Here is an 802-nt window from a genome sequence, read left to right on the forward strand (position 1 = left end):
TGGCTGCCGCGCGGCGCCGACCTCGACACGATCAGCGAAGACCACATCCAGGAGATCGCAATGACCATCAACCTCACCCCGCGCAAATGCCTCGGCTACACATCCCCGGTCGAGGTTTGCGCCCAAGGACGGTGGGGGATTCGAGCTTCAGAAGAAGCTGTTCGCCCAGTTGTGCGTAGAAGCCGCTGAGCGCCCCGACATCACCCATGTGCTGCTCATAGACGAAATCAGCAGGTGCGATGTTGCGCGGGTGTTCGGCGAAGCCCTGACCTACATCGAGACCGACAAACGCGGTCAAGAGTTCACGCTCGCCTCTGGGAGTGCGTTGAGTGTCCCCGCGAACCTCGTCATCCTCGCTACGATGAACCCGTGGGATAAGGGCGTGGACGAGCTCGACGTGGCGCTCGAGCGCAGGTTTGCGCAGATCAACATGCCGCCTAGCCCGGCGGCGCTGCGCACCATCCTCCACGAGAAGAAGGTTGACCCAGCACTCATCGACCGACTGGTAGAGTTCTTCGAAGCGGTCCAAAAGCAACGTGATGAGATGGTGCACATCGGACACGCCTACCTCGCCAACTGCGTGGATGAAGCAAGCACGCGTCGCGCATGGGAGTATCGCTTGCTCCCCTTCTTCAAGAAGGCTTGCCGACTGGACGACGATATGCTCACTGACCTGCCCCCCGGAAGCTCCCTCGCTCTGATGTAGGGTCTGCTCGACCTCGAAGGAGCAGACGAATGAGAAAGAGCCGATTTTCCGAGACGCAGATCATTTCGATGATCAAGGAGCAGGAAGCCGGGATGC

At 60.1% G+C, this 802-nt stretch carries 1 protein-coding gene and 1 pseudogene; both read left to right on the top strand.

What is annotated here, in order from left to right; all coding sequences use genetic code 11:
* Positions 1-189 (top strand): annotated as a pseudogene (locus tag ACLJK8_RS23005) (hypothetical protein); the annotation flags it as partial.
* The gene (locus tag ACLJK8_RS23010; RefSeq protein ID WP_413152709.1) at positions 170-706 is read left to right on the top strand and encodes an AAA family ATPase; all 537 of its coding nucleotides are present in this window, start codon (positions 170-172) and stop codon (positions 704-706) included. The pseudogene ACLJK8_RS23005 and the gene ACLJK8_RS23010, both read left to right, overlap by 20 nt.
* Positions 707-802 lie beyond the last annotated feature (96 nt).

The organism is Amaricoccus sp. W119, assembly GCF_047275745.1.
Taxonomy (GTDB): Bacteria; Pseudomonadota; Alphaproteobacteria; order Rhodobacterales; family Rhodobacteraceae; genus Amaricoccus.